The sequence below is a fragment of the Pseudomonas sp. SMV7 genome, assembly GCF_052041995.1.
In the GTDB taxonomy this organism is placed as follows: Bacteria; Pseudomonadota; Gammaproteobacteria; order Pseudomonadales; family Pseudomonadaceae; genus Aquipseudomonas.
The window spans coordinates 245,749-259,210 of sequence record NZ_JBKGGT010000004.1; the positions used below are offsets into that span (position 1 = coordinate 245,749).

The following is a 13,462-nucleotide window of genomic DNA, read 5'->3' on the forward strand; positions in this document are numbered from 1 at the left end:
GCCATGGCCTTGCTCGAACTGGAGCGCATCAGCGCACAGTACCCCGGCGCCGCTACCCCGGTGCTGGCCGATATCAACCTGACCTTGGGGCCGCGCCAGTTGCTGGTGGCCCTGGGGCCTTCCGGCAGCGGCAAGACCTCGCTGCTGAACCTGATCGCCGGCTTCGTCGCCCCCAGCGGCGGGCGCATCACGCTGGACGGCGTACCGGTTCAGGGCCCCGGGGCCGAGCGCGGCGTGGTGTTCCAGGATGATGCCCTGCTGCCCTGGCAGAACGTGCTGGCCAACGTCGCCTTCGGCCTGGAACTGGCCGGCATGCCCCGCGCCGAGCGCGAAGCCAAGGCCCGCGAAATGCTGGCCCTGGTCGACCTCGAAGGTTATGGCGAGCGGCGCATCTGGCAATTGTCCGGCGGCCAGAAACAGCGCGTGGGCCTGGCCCGGGCGCTGGCAGCCGACCCCCGGGTACTGCTGATGGACGAGCCGTTCGGCGCGCTCGATGCCTTTACCCGCGAGCAGATGCAGGAGTTGCTGCTGCAGGTGTGGCAACGCACGGCCAAGCCGGTGTTCCTGATTACCCATGACATCGAAGAAGCGGTGTTCCTGGCCAGCGAGCTGGTGCTGCTGGCACCCAACCCAGGTCGCGTAGTGGAACGCCTGCAACTGGACTTCGGCCAGCGCCATGCCGCCGGCGAACCGGCCCGGGCGATCAAGTCCGACCCGGCCTTCATCGAAACCCGCGAGCATGTGCTGGCGCGGGTGTTCTCGCAACGTCAAAGCCTGCAGGAGCGCGCATGAGCAGCCTGGACCTGCCGGTCACCGGCAAACGCAACGCCCGACCCCAGCCAGCCGCCAGGCTGCGCAGCCCCCTGGCCACCCGCTGGATCAGCACGCTGACCCTTGCCAGCCTGCTGCTGGCCTGGTGGCTGGTGACCGCAGCCGGCTGGATCGAGCCGCTGTTCCTGCCCTCGCCCGCCGACATCCTGGCCAAGGCCTGGACCCTGCTGACCCAGGGCTACATGGATGCCAGCCTGTGGCAGCACCTGGGTGCCAGCCTGGGGCGCATCGGCGTGGCCCTGCTGGCGGCGACCCTCACGGCCATTCCAGTGGGTATCGCCATCGGCTACAACCGCGTAGCGCGCGGCATCCTTGACCCGTTGATCGAGTTCTACCGGCCGATCCCGCCGCTGGCCTACCTGCCACTGATCGTGATCTGGTGCGGCATCGGCGAGCTGTCGAAGGTGCTGCTGATCTACCTGGCGATCTTCGCCCCCATCGCCATCGCCACAGCCACCGGCGTGCGCACGGTCGACCCGGCCAAGCTGCGGGCGGCACAGTCGCTTGGGGCGACCAGGGCCCAGCTGATCCGCCATGTGATCCTCCCCAGCGCCTTGCCGGATATCCTCACCGGCCTGCGTATCGGCCTCGGAGTCGGCTGGTCGACCCTGGTGGCCGCCGAGCTGATCGCGGCCACCAGTGGCCTGGGCTTCATGGTGCAGTCGGCAGCGCAGTTCCTGGTAACCGATGTGGTGGTGCTGGGCATCCTGCTGATCGCCCTGATCGCCTTCGCCCTGGAAATGGGCTTGCGCGCCTTGCAACGCAAGCTGGTGCCTTGGCACGGGCAAAGCCACTGAACCCTGTTGACCACGCCAGCAGCCTGGCGCCTGACTGAAGAGACCGACATGAGCCTGACCATTACCCCACTCAGCCCGGCGCTCGGCGCCCAGATCAGCGGCGTGGACCTCAGCCGCGACATCAGCAGCGAACAGCGTGACGCCATCGAACAGGCGTTGTTGCAGCATCAGGTGCTGTTCTTCCGCAACCAACCGATCACCCCGCAGCAGCAGGCACGCTTTGCTGCCCGCTTTGGCGACCTGCACATCCACCCGATCTATCCCAATGTGCCGGAAACCCCGCAGGTGCTGGTCCTCGACACGGCGGTCACCGATGTGCGCGACAATGCCGTGTGGCACACCGATGTAACCTTCCTGCCGACTCCGGCCCTGGGAGCAGTACTCAGTGCCAAGCAGCTGCCGGCTTATGGTGGCGATACCCTGTGGGCCAGCGGGATCGCGGCCTTCGAGGCCTTGTCGGCGCCCTTGCGCGAGCTGCTCGACGGGCTCAGCGCCACCCATGACTTCACCAAGTCGTTCCCGCTGGAGCGCTTTGGTACCACGCCAGAGGACCTGGCGCGCTGGGAGGCCACGCGGCGCAACAACCCGCCGTTGTCGCACCCGGTGGTGCGTACGCATCCGGTGAGCGGGCGCAAGGCATTGTTCGTCAATGAAGGGTTCACCACGCGGATCAATGAGCTGAGCGAACTGGAAAGCGAAGCGCTGTTGAAGCTGCTGTTCGCCCATGCCACGCGGCCCGAGTTCAGCATTCGCTGGCGCTGGCAGGAGAATGATGTGGCGTTCTGGGACAACCGGGTGACCCAGCACTTTGCCGTGGATGACTACCGGCCGAACCGGCGGGTGATGCATCGGGCGACAATTCTCGGGGATACGCCCTTCTGACAGGGCCCTGGGGAGGCCTTCCGCCTCCTTTGGCGACACAAGGCCGCTGCTACAGGGGAATGCGATTTCCCGTAGCAGCGGCCTTGTGTCGCGATGAGCCGCAAAGCGGCCCCTGCGATCTATCGGACCAGATGCAGGAACTGCATGTGCCGTTCGTACTGGTCGAGGATGTCGTTGATGATCTGCTCCCTGCTATAGCCCACCAGGTCATAGTTCTGGCTGCCTTCGCTCAGGTGCACCTCCGCCCGGTAGTAACGACGGTTCTTCAGCTCCTGCGTGCCCAGCCCACCGAGGGCGAACGATGGTGTGAAGTAGCCACGCATCTGCACCTGGTAGATGAACGGCTGCTCCTCGCCATGGCCAATCTTCAGGCTGACGTTGTCATGGCTCGGGTCGTCCTGGGTGATCAGCACCAGGCCCTTCTGCTCGAACACTTCGCGCACATCGGCGATTGCCGGGCGCACCACGTCGTCCATGAAGCGGTACACCTCGTCGCGCGACGGGAAATGCACCGCCTGGCTCAGGCGCTGACGCCAGCCGCCGCGCCCACGACGTGACTGGGCGAACGGGGCCAGCGAGTGCATCTGCGCGATCTGCCGTTGCGACTCCAGGTAGAACGCCTTGTGCAGCCCCCACATCATGCACAGCAAGATCAGCGAGAACGGCAACGAGGTCAGCACCACCGCTGACTTCAGCGAATCGATGCTGCCGGCAAACAGCAGTGCACTGGTGATCAGCGCTGTCATTGCGCCCCAGAAGATACGCAGCCAGTTCGGCCCGTCCTCGTCGGCATCGCCCCCCGTCGCCGACAAGGTCGACAGCACCACGGTGCCGGAGTCGGCGGAGGTGACGAAGAACACGAAGCTGATGAACACCGTCACGGCGATCACCGCCTTGCTCCAGGGGTAGGTTTCCAACAGCAGGTACAGGCTCATCGCCGGGTTATCCAGTGCCGACTGGCCCAGCGCGGTCATGCCGTGGTTGATCACCTGGTCCAGGGCGCTGTTGCCGAAGATCGACATCCACGCCAGGGTGAAGCCCAGCGGAATCAGCAGCACGCCGAAGACGAATTCGCGAATGGTACGGCCGCGGGAGATACGGGCGATGAACAGCCCCACGAACGGTGCCCAGGCAATCCACCAGGCCCAGTAGAACACTGTCCAGCCGCCCAGCCAGCCGCTGTTCTCGCCGTAGGCATACACATCGAAGCTCTTGCGCGGCAAGGCCCCGAGATAATCGCCGAGGTTCTGGATCAGCGTATTGAACAGGTGTTGGGTAGGGCCGGCGAACAGCACGAACAGCAACAGCGCGCAGGCCAGGAACAGGTTGATGTCGCTCATCACCCGCACGCCCTTCTCCACCCCGGCAACGGCGACGGCGACCGCCGCGCCCATCATCAGGACAATCAACAGCACCTGCACCCACTGGCTGTGGTCGATGCCGAACAGGTAGTCGAGGCCGGCATTCAGGTGCAGCACGCCAAAGCCCATGTCGGCACCCAGGCCGAACACCGTGGCAATGATGCCGAAACCGTCCACCGCGTAACCGATCGGCCCGTTGATGCGCTTGCCGATCAGCGGGTACAGCGCCGAACGCAAGGCCAGCGGCAGGTTATGCCGGTAAGCGAAATAGGCCAGGGCCATGCCGACGAAGGCGAACACGCCCCAGCCATGCAGGCCCCAGTGCAGGAACAGGATCTGCATGGCCTGGCGCCCGGCCTCGGCCGTGCCCGCCTCGCCCTGGGGCGGCTGCAGCATGTGGGTCAGCGGCTCGGACACGCAGAAGAAGAACAAGGTGATGCTGATACCGGCGGCGAACAGCATGCCGGCCCACGACAGGTAGCTGAACTCGGGCTCGTCGTGGTCGGCACCGAGCTTGATCTTGCCGTAGCCAGACAAGGCGGTGACCACCACGAAGACCAGGTACAGCGTCATCGCCAGCATGTAGTACCAGCCGACCGTGTTGGCCGCCCAGTTCTGCGCCGCCAGCAACCAGTCGCCAGCACTGCGCGGGTTGGCAATGACCACCAGGCCGAAGAGCAGGATGAAACTCGCCGCGAAATAGAACACCGGGGGGTTCATGCGGATCTTGCCATTGGCAAGGGAAGGGATCGGTGCACTCATGGGCGGCGCACCTCGTCGAATGACGTAAGGTTCGGAATGAACGGGTTCAGCAAAGGAATCCTCCTGTTGAACACCGGCAGCGGACCAGCGTTTTCATTGAACAAGCGTTCAAGTTAAACATGGATCGGATTTCAATGCGAATCAGGGCGCTGATTGGTGCCCTCCTGTACTGGCCTCTTCGCGGGCTTGCCCGCTCCCACAGGTAATGCACAAGATTCAATATTTGTGCGGTCCCTGTGAGAGCGGGCAAGCCCGCGAAGAGGCACAGGTAATGCACAAGATTCAGTATTTGTGCGGTCCCTGTGGGAGCGGGCAAGCCCGCGAAGAGGCCAGTACAGGCTAAAGGGATGCTAGATCAATTCTTGTCCTGGCAATCCAGCTGCAGGTTGGCCTGGGTAATGTTGCTGTCGGCCGGCACGCTACGGGTCAGCCACACATTGCCGCCGATGGTCGAACCTTTGCCAATGGTGATCCGCCCCAGGACCGTGGCACCGGCATAGATGACCACATCGTCTTCGACGATCGGGTGACGCGGCAGGCCTTTGTGCAGGGTTCCCGACTCGTCGCTGGGGAAGCGCTTGGCCCCCAGGGTCACGGCCTGGTAGATGCGCACGCGCTCGCCGATGATCGCGGTTTCGCCAATCACCACACCCGTACCGTGGTCGATGAAGAAGCTCGGGCCGATCTGCGCCCCGGGGTGAATGTCGATGCCGGTGGCCGAATGCGCCAGTTCCGAGCTGATCCGCGCCAGCAGTGGCAAGCCGGCCTGGTACAGGTGGTGCGCCAGGCGATGGTGGATGATCGCCAGGATGCCGGGGTAGCACAGCAGCACCTCGTCGACGCTGCGCGCCGCCGGGTCGCCGTGGTAGGCGGCCAGCACGTCGGTGTCGAGCAGCACGCGCAGGCCCGGCAGGGCCGCGGCAAAGCCCTGGACCAGGTGCAGCGCATGGGCGTCGACGCCGGCCAGCTCGGCCTTGTTTTGCCGTGCGGCGTAGCGCAGCTCGAGGCGAGCCTGGGCCAGCAAGGCGGCCAGCGCGGCATCCAGGGTATGGCCTACGTAGAAGTCTTCACTTTCTTCGCGCAGGTCGACAGGGCCAAGGCGCATGGGGAACAGCGCGCCGCACAGTTGTTCGAGAATCTGCCGCATCGCCTCGCGCGAAGGCAACTCACGCCCGCCTTGCTCGCCACTGCTGCGGCCATTGCGCGTGCGCCATTGTTCACGGGCGCCGCGCAGACCGGCGACGATGCTTTGCAACTGCCAGTGCCCGGATGAAGGTTGTTCGCTCACGGTTTTCTCCTGCCTGAGTAGGCCAGACTCATTTTTATCGGCTGACCCGCGAAAGGGCCGGGCCTGCGTACATGCAATCCACTCTACGGCAAAACCATCCCTTGGAAAAAACAACGCTTTATTCCATCCTGCACTAAGTCAGGCATAAGCAGCGATGACGGGGGACGGATACTCACCTACCCTCAATGCAGCCCGGACTGACGAAAACAAGAAAGGAAATAACAAAATAATTTTTTATTATTTCCTGGCCTAAGCGGCCAACCCTATAGTCGCCACCCATCACTCACAACAAGCGCGGGGCTTCACATGTCGAAATTCGCCAAACCGCTACTCAACGCCAGCCTGGCCCTCCTGCTGGGTGCCGGCCTGTTCAGCCAGGCCTTTGCCGGTGAGCAGCTCAAGACCATCCAGGAAAAAGGCGTGATCAACGTCGGTCTGGAAGGCACCTACCCACCGTTCAGCTTCCAGGACGAGAACGGCAAGCTGACCGGCTTCGAAGTCGAGCTGTCCGAACTGCTGGCCAAGGAACTCGGGGTCAAGGCCAAGGTACAGCCGACCAAGTGGGACGGCATCCTCGCCGCCCTGGAGTCCAAGCGCCTGGACGTGGTGATCAACCAGGTGACCATTTCCGAGGAGCGCAAGAAGAAGTACGACTTCTCCGAGCCCTACACCATCTCCGGGATCCAGGCGCTGATCCTGAAGAAGAAGGCCGAGCAGCTGAACATCCACAAGGCCGCCGACCTGGCTGGCAAGAAGGTTGGCGTGGGCCTGGGCACCAACTACGAGCAGTGGGTGAAACAGGACGTGCCGCAAGCCGATGTGCGCACCTATGAAGACGACCCGAGCAAGTTCGCCGACCTGCGCAACGGCCGTATCGATGCCATCCTGATCGACCGCCTGGCTGCGCTGGAATATGCACAGAAAGCCAAGGACACCCAGCTGGCCGGCGATGCCTTCTCGCGCCTGGAAAGCGGCGTGGCCCTGCGCAAGGGCGAGCCGGAACTGCTGGCCGCAATCAACAAGGCACTGGACAAGCTCAAGGCTGACGGCACGCTGGCCAAGCTGTCCGAGAAATACTTCGGTGCCGATGTCACCAAATGATCGCTGAAAGCCTGCAACTCGTTGTCGATTCCGCGCCCTTCCTGCTGAAGGGCGCGGGCTATACCGTGCTGCTCAGTGTTGGCGGCATGTTCTTCGGCCTGCTGCTGGGGTTTGCCCTGGCGCTGATGCGGCTGTCGAAGATCCTGCCGCTGAACTGGCTGGCCAGGGTCTATGTGTCGTTCTTCCGCGGCACACCGCTACTGGTGCAGCTGTTCGTGATCTATTTCGGCATGCCGCAGATCGGCATCGAACTGGACCCGATCCCGGCCTCGCTGATCGGTCTGTCGCTGAACATGGCGGCCTACATCTGTGAAATCCTGCGCGCAGCGATCTCCTCGATCGACCGCGGCCAGTGGGAAGCCGCCGCCAGCATCGGCATGACCCGCGTCCAGGCCATGCGCCGGGCCATCCTGCCGCAAGCCTTGCGCACCGCCCTGCCACCGTTGGGTAACAGCTTCATCTCGCTGGTCAAGGACACTGCCCTGGCAGCGACCATCCAGGTGCCCGAGCTGTTCCGTCAGGCCCAGCTGATTACCGCACGCACCTTCGAAGTATTCACCATGTACGTGGCGGTCGCGGTCATCTACTGGGTGCTGTGCAGCATCCTCGCGCACTTCCAGAACCGCATGGAAGCACGCGTCAACCAGCATGACCAGGAGCATTGAGCATGATTGAAGTCAAAGGCCTGACCAAGCGGTTCAAGGGCCAGACCGTGCTCAACGGTATCGACCTGACCGTGCAGCCGGGCGAAGTGGTGGCGATCATCGGGCCTAGCGGCTCTGGCAAGACTACCTTCCTGCGTTGCCTGAACCTGCTGGAAACCCCTGATGCCGGGCAGATCCAGATCGGCGACATCAGCATCGACGCCAACCGCCCGCTGGGTGGCCAGCAAGGTGCGATCCGCCGCCTGCGCCAGCAGGCCGGGTTCGTGTTCCAGAACTTCAACCTGTTCCCGCACCGCACTGCCCTGGAAAACGTCATCGAAGGCCCGGTGATCGTCAAGAAGACACCTCGCGAGCAGGCCATCGAACTGGGCCGGCGCCTGTTGGCCAAGGTCGGCCTGGCAGGCAAGGAAGACGCCTACCCGCGACGCCTGTCCGGTGGCCAGCAGCAACGGGTGGCCATCGCCCGCGCCCTGGCCATGGAACCGGAGGTGATCCTGTTCGACGAACCGACCTCGGCGCTCGACCCGGAGCTGGTGGGTGAAGTGCTGGCGACCATTCGCGGCCTGGCCGAGGAGCGACGCACCATGATCATCGTCACCCATGAGATGAGTTTTGCCCGGGACGTGGCGAACCGGGTGATTTTCTTCGACAAGGGCGTGATCGTTGAACAGGGCGAGGCCAAGGCGCTGTTCGCGGCGCCGAAGGAAGAACGTACCCGGCAATTCCTGCGCAAGTTCCTCGGGACTGCGGCTTCCGAGTAAGCCTGTACCGGCCTCTTGGCGGGCGCGCCCGCGCAGAGGCCGGCACATCTGCAACAAATCCCTCCTTCTATACATATTCCAAAGAGTTAGTTCATAAAGTTTTTATAAAGCATTAGGGTATATCCACCGGACCACCGGACCAGCACACATCCGTCGCGATCAGCTACAGCGACATAACCAATTTGTGAGGTCAGGAATGGTCAGGATCACAATCACCCCAGTGCGCAACGCCAGGGCATTGAGTGCAGCCAAGGAGCGGCACTGATGTCCAGCCAAGCCAATACCCGATTCCACAGCGATCTCGACAGCTCGCCGGTGCTGCTGCCAGCCAAGGTGCTGCGCAACGATGCCGAAGCCTTGCAAGCGGCCCGCGAACTGGCCGAGATCGCCCGCGAGCAGGCCGCCCGCCGCGACCAGCAACGCAAACTGCCATGGGCCGAGATCGAGCTGTTCACCCGCAGCGGCCTGGGCAGCATCAGCGTCCCCAAGGCCTTTGGCGGCCCCGAAGTGTCATTCGCGACCATCGCCGAAGTGTTCCGCCTGATCAGCGCCGCCGACCCGGCCCTGGGACAGATCCCGCAGAACCAGTTCGGCATTCTGCAGCTGCTGCGCCTGACCGGTACCGAAGCGCAGCAGGCGGCGATCTACCGCAGCGTGCTCGACGGCTGGCGCATCGGCAATGCCGGGCCCGAGCGCGGCACCAAAGATACCCTCACACTCAAGGCCAGGCTTACCCGGGCCGGCGACGGCTATCGCATCAACGGTGAAAAGTTCTACTCCACGGGTGCGCTGTTCGCCCATTGGGTGGCGGTCAAGGCACTGGACGACGAAGGCCGTCAGCGCCTGGCATTCGTCCGCCGTGGCAGCCCCGGGCTGCGCATCGTCGATGACTGGTCCGGGTTCGGCCAGCGCACCACCGCCAGCGGCACCGTGCTGCTCGACCAGGTGCCGGTGGAGGCCGAGCTGGTGATCGACAACTGGCGCCAGCGCGACATCCCCAATACCCAGGGTGCAGCTTCGCAGCTGATTCAAGCGGCCATCGATGCCGGTATTGCCGAAGCGGCGATCGAGGATGCGATCACATTCGTCCGCGAGAAGTCGCGCCCATGGGTCGATGCCAACGTCGAGCGCGCCAGTGACGATCCGTATGTGATTGCCGACGTCGGCCGCCTGAAGCTCGAACTGCACGCCGCCGAAGCGTTGCTGCGCAAGGCTGCGCGGGTCCTCGACGAAGTCAACACCGCGCCGATCGACGCCGCAAGCGCGGCGCGGGCCTCGATCGCGGTGGCCGAGGCCAAGGTGCTGACCACCGAGATCGCCCTGCAGGCCAGCGAGAAGCTGTTCGAGCTGGCCGGCAGCCGCGCCACGCTTGCCGAATTCAACCTCGACCGCCACTGGCGCAACGCCCGGGTGCACACCCTGCATGACCCGGTGCGCTGGAAGTACCACGCGGTGGGCGCTTACCACCTCAACGGCACGCTGCCTGCGCGGCATTCCTGGATCTGACTTGCTGCCTTTGGGGCTGCTGCGCAGCCCTTCGCGGGCTCGCCCGCTCCCACAGGATTCCCACCGCCTGAACGGGTATCACTTTACCCGTGGGAGCGGGCGAGCCCGCGAAGGGCCGCACAGCGGCCCCCGGAGAACACCATGACTACAACCATCATTACCAACGACACCCAAGCACTGGCCGTCGCCGAAGACATCGCCCAGCAACTGCGCCGCGACAGCGCCCTGCGCGACCGCGAACGCCGCCTGCCGCACGCCGAGCTGGAGCTGTTCACCCGCTCCGGCCTGTGGGCGATCAGCGTGCCCAAGGCCTTCGGCGGCGCCGGCGTGTCCAATGTCACCCTGGCCAAGGTCATCGCCCGCATCGCCCAGGCCGACGGCTCGCTCGGGCAGATCCCGCAGAACCACTTCTACGCCTTGGAAGTGCTGCGGGTGAATGGCTCGCCCGAACAGCAGCAGCGCCTGTTTGGCGAAGTACTGGCTGGCCGTCGCTTCGGCAACGCCCTGGCCGAACTGGGCACCAGGACTGCCAACGACCGTACCACCCGCCTGAGCCGTGACGGTGACGGTTTCCGCATCAATGGCCGCAAGTTCTACGCCACCGGGGCCATCTACGCCCAGCGCATTCCCACCTCGGTGGTTGACGAGCACGGCGTGCAGCACCTGGCGTTCGTCCCGGCCGACAGCCAGGGCCTGCAGGTGATCGACGACTGGAGCGGTTTCGGCCAGCGCACCACCGGCAGCGGCTCGGTGGTGTTCGATAACGTCCATGTCAGCGCCGCCGACGTGGTGCCGTTCCAGAGCGCCTTCGAGCGCCCCACCCCGGTCGGCCCGCTGGCGCAGATTCTGCATGCCGCGATCGACACCGGCATCGCCCGCGCCGCCTATGAAGACGCCTTGCACTTCGTGCGCAGCCGTAGCCGGCCGTGGGTCGACTCCGGCCTGGACAAGGCCACCGATGACCCGTTGACGCTGAAAAGCTTCGGCCAGCTGGCGATCCGTCTGCACGCCGCCGAAGCCCTGCTGGAGCGTGCCGGCGAATACCTGGACCGCGCCCGCGACGACAGCACCGCCGCCAAGGTTGCCGCAGCGTCCATCGCCGTCGCCGAAGCCCGCGCCATCAGCACCGAGATATCCCTGGCAGCCGGCACGACGCTGTTCGAACTGAGCGGCAGCCAGGCCACCCTGGCCGAACACAACCTCGATCGCCACTGGCGCAACGCCCGCGTGCACACCCTGCATGACCCGGTGCGCTGGAAGTACCACGCCATCGGCAATTACTACCTCAACGATGCCAACCCGCCACGCCGGGGGACCATCTGATGGCCAAGCAGATCCTGCTCAATGCCTTCAACATGAACTGCATCGGGCACATAAACCACGGCCTGTGGACCCACCCGCGGGATACCTCGACCCAGTACAAGACCCTCGACTACTGGACCAACCTGGCGCGGCTGCTGGAACGCGGCCTGTTCGACGGGTTGTTCCTTGCCGATATCGTCGGCACCTACGACATCTATGGCCAGTCGCTGGACGTCACCCTCAAGGAGTCGATCCAGCTGCCGGTCAACGACCCGCTGCTGCTGGTCTCGGCCATGGCCGCCGTCACCCGCCACCTGGGCTTCGGCCTTACCGCCAACCTTACCTACGAGGCGCCGTACCTGTTCGCCCGGCGCCTTTCCACCCTGGACCACCTGAGCAATGGCCGGGTGGGCTGGAACATCGTTACCGGCTACCTCGACAGTGCCGCCCGGGCCATGGGCCTGGCGCAGCAACCTGAACATGACCGCCGCTACGACCAGGCCGACGAATACCTGCAGGTGCTGTACAAGCTGCTGGAAGGCAGCTGGGCCGACGACGCGGTGGTCGCCGACCGCCAGCAGCGCGTCTACGCCCGGCCCGACAGGGTACGCAAGGTCCGCCACCAAGGTGAGTTCTACCAGGTCGAGGGCTACCACCTGAGCGAACCGTCGCCGCAGCGCACGCCGGTGCTGTTCCAGGCCGGCAGCTCACCGCGTGGCCTGGCCTTCGCCGGCAACCATGCCGAATGCGTGTTCATCAGTGGTCAGGACAAGGCCGCCACCCGCGCCCAGGTCGACAAGGTACGTGCCGCCGCTCAGGCCGCTGGGCGCGACGCGCAGGCGGTCAAGGTGTTCATGGGCATCACGGTGATTGTCGCGGCCACCGAGCAGCAGGCCCAGGCCAGGCACGCCGAGTACCTGCAACATGCCAGTGCCGAGGCCGGGGTCGCGCATTTCGCGGCCTCCACCGGTATCGACTTTGCCGCCTTCGAGCTGGACGAACCGATCGCCTTCCGCCAGGGCAACGCCATCCAGTCCGCCACGCGCCAGTTGCAGGACAATGCCTGGACGCGGCGGCGCCTGTTGCAGCAGCACGCCCTGGGCGGCCGCTACGTGACCCTGGTCGGCGCGCCGGAGCAGGTGGCCGAGCAACTGATCGCCTGGATCGATGAAACCGGCCTGGACGGCTTCAACCTGACACGCACCGTAACCCCGGAAAGCTTCGAGGACTTCATCGAGCTGGTCGTCCCGCAACTGCAGCAGCGTGGCCGCTACAAGACCGCCTACGCCGAAGGCACATTGCGCGAAAAGCTGTTCCAGGCCGACCACCCCTACCTGCCCGCCAACCACCCTGGCTCGGCTTACCGCTTTGCCTCTGCCCCTACCCCGACTGGAGCCCTGCACCATGCTTGAAAAACTGTTCCGGCCCGTCGCGGCCGTTGCCCTCACCCTCGGCCTGAGCGCCAGCGCCCTGGCTGCCGAACCGCTGAAGATCGGTACCACCGCCGCCTTCGCCATCCCGCTGGAAGCGGCTGTGGAAGAAGCACACAAGCAAGGCCTGGAAGTGAAGCTGATCGAGTTCAGCGACTGGATCGCGCCGAATGTCAGCCTCAATAGCGGCGACATCGACGTGAACTACTTCCAGCACATCCCGTTCCTGGAGAACGCCAAGGCGGCCGCAGGTTTCAACCTGGTGCCCTACGCCCCCGGCATCATCAACAATGTCGGCCTGTATTCGAAAAAATACAAAAGCTTCGCCGACCTGCCCGAAGGCGCCAGCGTGGCCATCGCCAACGACCCGATCAACAGCGGCCGTGGCCTGCAGCTGCTGGCCAAGGCTGGCTTGATCAGCCTCAAGCCAGGGGTCGGCTACAAGGCCACCGAGGCCGACATTGTCGCCAACCCGAAAAAGCTCAAGATCCTCCAGGTCGAGGCGGTACAACTGGTACGTGCCTATGACGACGCCGACCTGGTGCAGGGCTACCCGGCCTACATCCGCCTGGCGAACAGCTTCGACGCTGGCTCGGCGCTGCTGTTCGACGGCCTGGAGAACAAGGAATACGTCATCCAGTTCGTCATTCGCCCGCAAAGCAAGGACGACCCGCGCCTGGCCAGGTTCGTCGACATCTACCAGCATTCGCCAGCCGTGCGCGCGGCCCTCGACAAGGCCCACGGCAAGCTCTACCAGGTCGGCTGGGAGGGCTGAC

Annotated in this window: 12 protein-coding genes; 10 read left to right on the plus strand and 2 right to left on the minus strand. The window is 64.7% G+C overall.

All coding sequences use genetic code 11. The features are described from left to right. Positions 1-3 precede the first annotated feature (3 nt). The 3 genes from tauB to tauD are packed head-to-tail and all read left to right on the plus strand — an operon-like array spanning position 4 to position 2,510. Complete coding sequence (gene tauB / locus ACLEJP_RS07410) at positions 4-792, plus strand: taurine ABC transporter ATP-binding subunit (RefSeq protein ID WP_440805177.1); 789 nt, start codon at positions 4-6, stop codon at positions 790-792. Continuing rightward, a complete protein-coding gene (gene tauC / locus ACLEJP_RS07415) occupies positions 789-1,628 on the plus strand; it encodes a taurine ABC transporter permease TauC (RefSeq protein WP_225779999.1) in 840 nt (279 codons plus the stop codon). Before tauB ends, tauC begins: the two co-directional genes overlap by 4 nt. A gap of 48 nt (positions 1,629-1,676) precedes the next feature. Further along, positions 1,677-2,510: a taurine dioxygenase gene (gene tauD, locus ACLEJP_RS07420; RefSeq protein ID WP_440805178.1), complete on the plus strand. Its 834-nt coding sequence runs from the start codon at positions 1,677-1,679 to the stop codon at positions 2,508-2,510. Between the two features lie 119 nt (positions 2,511-2,629). On the opposite strand, the gene betT is transcribed toward tauD, so the two are convergent. Then, positions 2,630-4,591 (minus strand): choline transporter BetT, encoded by a 1,962-nt coding sequence (betT, locus tag ACLEJP_RS07425; protein WP_440805293.1) that lies wholly within the window; start codon positions 4,589-4,591, stop codon positions 2,630-2,632. 397 nt (positions 4,592-4,988) lie between these two features. Continuing rightward, the gene (gene epsC / locus ACLEJP_RS07430) at positions 4,989-5,921 is read right to left on the minus strand and encodes a serine O-acetyltransferase EpsC (RefSeq protein ID WP_440805180.1); all 933 of its coding nucleotides are present in this window, start codon (positions 5,919-5,921) and stop codon (positions 4,989-4,991) included. Between the two features lie 306 nt (positions 5,922-6,227). On the opposite strand from epsC, the gene tcyJ reads away from it, so the two are divergent. The 7 genes from tcyJ (at position 6,228) to ACLEJP_RS07465 (ending at position 13,461) form a co-directional block, all read left to right on the plus strand. Then, complete coding sequence (gene tcyJ / locus ACLEJP_RS07435; RefSeq protein WP_296235332.1) at positions 6,228-7,022, plus strand: cystine ABC transporter substrate-binding protein; 795 nt, start codon at positions 6,228-6,230, stop codon at positions 7,020-7,022. Continuing rightward, entirely contained in the window at positions 7,019-7,687 is a 669-nt protein-coding gene (tcyL, locus tag ACLEJP_RS07440; RefSeq protein WP_025337317.1) for a cystine ABC transporter permease, read from the plus strand. Before tcyJ ends, tcyL begins: the two co-directional genes overlap by 4 nt. Before the next feature lie 2 nt (positions 7,688-7,689). Then, on the plus strand, positions 7,690-8,448 hold the full coding sequence (tcyN, locus tag ACLEJP_RS07445) for an L-cystine ABC transporter ATP-binding protein TcyN (RefSeq protein ID WP_225779995.1): 759 nt from the start codon (positions 7,690-7,692) through the stop codon (positions 8,446-8,448). A 264-nt stretch (positions 8,449-8,712) separates the two neighbouring features. Then, a complete protein-coding gene (locus ACLEJP_RS07450) occupies positions 8,713-9,954 on the plus strand; it encodes an SfnB family sulfur acquisition oxidoreductase (protein ID WP_440805183.1) in 1,242 nt (413 codons plus the stop codon). A gap of 141 nt (positions 9,955-10,095) precedes the next feature. Next, positions 10,096-11,277, plus strand: a complete 1,182-nt coding sequence (locus ACLEJP_RS07455; protein ID WP_440805185.1) for an SfnB family sulfur acquisition oxidoreductase — start codon at positions 10,096-10,098, stop codon at positions 11,275-11,277. Further along, positions 11,277-12,668 carry an LLM class flavin-dependent oxidoreductase gene (locus tag ACLEJP_RS07460; protein ID WP_440805187.1) on the plus strand — a complete coding sequence of 464 codons (1,392 nt, stop codon included), beginning with the start codon at positions 11,277-11,279 and terminating at the stop codon, positions 12,666-12,668. Before ACLEJP_RS07455 ends, ACLEJP_RS07460 begins: the two co-directional genes overlap by 1 nt. Next, positions 12,661-13,461 carry a MetQ/NlpA family ABC transporter substrate-binding protein gene (locus ACLEJP_RS07465; RefSeq protein ID WP_289131639.1) on the plus strand — a complete coding sequence of 267 codons (801 nt, stop codon included), beginning with the start codon at positions 12,661-12,663 and terminating at the stop codon, positions 13,459-13,461. The genes ACLEJP_RS07460 and ACLEJP_RS07465 overlap by 8 nt, the downstream gene beginning before the upstream one ends. Position 13,462: the final 1 nt, after the last annotated feature.

What these genes read in the sequence shown, in the direction of transcription:
- tauB (WP_440805177.1), top strand. Translation starts at nt 4, where the DNA reads ATGGCCTTGCTCGAACTGGAGCGCATCAGCGCACAGTACCCCGGCGCC.
- tauC (WP_225779999.1), top strand. Translation starts at nt 789, where the DNA reads ATGAGCAGCCTGGACCTGCCGGTCACCGGCAAACGCAACGCCCGACCC.
- tauD (WP_440805178.1), top strand. Translation starts at nt 1,677, where the DNA reads ATGAGCCTGACCATTACCCCACTCAGCCCGGCGCTCGGCGCCCAGATC.
- betT (WP_440805293.1), bottom strand. Translation starts at nt 4,591, where the DNA reads ATGAACCCCCCGGTGTTCTATTTCGCGGCGAGTTTCATCCTGCTCTTC.
- tcyJ (WP_296235332.1), top strand. Translation starts at nt 6,228, where the DNA reads ATGTCGAAATTCGCCAAACCGCTACTCAACGCCAGCCTGGCCCTCCTG.
- tcyL (WP_025337317.1), top strand. Translation starts at nt 7,019, where the DNA reads ATGATCGCTGAAAGCCTGCAACTCGTTGTCGATTCCGCGCCCTTCCTG.
- tcyN (WP_225779995.1), top strand. Translation starts at nt 7,690, where the DNA reads ATGATTGAAGTCAAAGGCCTGACCAAGCGGTTCAAGGGCCAGACCGTG.
- ACLEJP_RS07450 (WP_440805183.1), top strand. Translation starts at nt 8,713, where the DNA reads ATGTCCAGCCAAGCCAATACCCGATTCCACAGCGATCTCGACAGCTCG.
- ACLEJP_RS07455 (WP_440805185.1), top strand. Translation starts at nt 10,096, where the DNA reads ATGACTACAACCATCATTACCAACGACACCCAAGCACTGGCCGTCGCC.
- ACLEJP_RS07460 (WP_440805187.1), top strand. Translation starts at nt 11,277, where the DNA reads ATGGCCAAGCAGATCCTGCTCAATGCCTTCAACATGAACTGCATCGGG.
- ACLEJP_RS07465 (WP_289131639.1), top strand. Translation starts at nt 12,661, where the DNA reads ATGCTTGAAAAACTGTTCCGGCCCGTCGCGGCCGTTGCCCTCACCCTC.